Source organism: Arthrobacter sp. JCM 19049 (genome assembly GCF_001310435.1).
Genome location: NZ_BAXF01000496.1, coordinates 1 through 1529 on the forward strand (window position 1 = coordinate 1; position 1529 = coordinate 1529).

The 1529-nt window shown below is 67.7% G+C and carries 2 protein-coding genes; both read right to left on the reverse strand.

The genetic code is table 11. The features are described from left to right. A partial coding sequence (locus JCM19049_RS13765) for a sodium/glutamate symporter (protein WP_279403238.1) occupies positions 1 to 407 on the reverse strand: 407 nt, incomplete at its 3' end. Between the two features lie 12 nt (positions 408 to 419). Then, the gene (gene hutG, locus JCM19049_RS13770; protein WP_306420818.1) at positions 420 to 1319 is read right to left on the reverse strand and encodes a formimidoylglutamase; all 900 of its coding nucleotides are present in this window, start codon (positions 1317 to 1319) and stop codon (positions 420 to 422) included. Positions 1320 to 1529: the final 210 nt, after the last annotated feature.

Genomic DNA, 1529 nt, shown 5'->3' on the forward strand with positions numbered 1-1529 from the left:
CCGCCTTCCAGGCTGACCGCGCCGGCCATGATGCCCAGCATCGGATCGACCCCCAGCACCTTGGCCATGCCCATGCCGATCAGGTTCTGCGCGATCGCCAGGGACCAACAGGCCACCAGGTACACCAGCAGCAGCTTGCCGCCCTTTTTAATGGTGGCCAGCGAACCGGCCAGGCCGATGGTGGAGAAGAACGCGATCATGGCCGGGGTCTGCAGCGAGGTGTCCAGGCTGATTTCGGCCGCGCCGGTCTGGCGCAGCACCAGCACCAGCAGTGCGAAGAGGAAGCCGCCCACCACCGGGGCGGGAATGCAGAACTTCTCCAAGAATCCCACCCGGCGCCGGGCGAACTCGCCGAAGGCCAGCAGGACCATGGCCAGCGCCGAGGTCTGGACCAGTGATAATTGCAATTCCATAGATGTCTACCCTCGGTTCAGGATCAGGTCGTTGAGCAGCCGGGCGCCCGTGCGGGCGGTGCGCTGGTCAATGTCAAAGAGCGGGTTCAGCTCCGCAATGTCCGCGTGCATGAGCTTGTTGCTGCCCGCCGCGGCGAGCACCACCTCGCGCACCACCTCCAGCCCGATGCCGAATCCGGCCGGGGCGCTGACTCCCGGGGCGACGCTGGCCGGCAGCGCGTCCAGGTCGATGGTCAGGTACAGGTGGTCCACCGAGTCGGCGAAGTCGGTGACAAAGCCGCGCACCCCATCCAGGTTCCCCAGATGGCATTCGGTGTCCAGCAGCACCTCAACGCCCAGGCTGCGGGCGTAGTCGAAAAGCTTGCGGGTGTTGGAGGCCTCGCTGATGCCCACCGCGGCGTAGCGGAAGTCCCGGCCGGCGTCCTGTTGTGCCCGGGCGATCTGGGCGAACCCGGTACCGGAGCTGGCCAGCGGCTCTTCGCGCAGGTCAAAGTGGGCGTCGATGTTCACGATGCCCAGGCTCCACGGCGTCTCATCGCCCAGGGCCCGAGCCAGCCCGCGGTAGCTGGCGAACGTGATTTCATGCCCGCCGCCCAGACCCACGGTGAAGTGTCCCTCGCTGAGCAGGGTGGCCAACGCGGCGGCGAAGGCCTCCTGCCCGGCCTCCAGCTCCTGGCCCTGGACTTCAATGTCTCCGGCGTCGTAGAGCCTTAGCGGTTCGTGCAGGGCCAGCGAGGACAGGGCGGTGCGCAGTGAAGCGGCACCCGTGCGGGCCCGGTGCGGCCTTGTTGCGCCGCACGCCCTCGTCGCTGGCAAAGCCGAGCAACGCGGTGCCCGCGTCGGCACCGGGCTGCCACGGGGTGATGGTGTTGTGCCATCGGGCGTTCTGGGGTCCGGGCCCGTCATCGCGTCCGGACCAGCCTGGGGCTGTTTCCAAGTCATTTAATTCCTCCACTCAGGTTCATCGCAGTGCGGCGGGTTTGCTCGATCAGGTGGGCGCGGCGCTGCTGGCTGCGCTGGATGGGAGCCATCAGGTGACCACACCTGCAGTTCCCCGGCGCCGTCAGCACGGGCGCTGACTCCCAGATGCCTTCGTCCAGTTCCCCGGCGCTTTGG

Coding starts and splice junctions, on each gene's coding strand:
- hutG (WP_306420818.1), bottom strand. CDS start 1,319: ATGACGGGCCCGGACCCCAGAACGCCCGATGGCACAACACCATCACCC.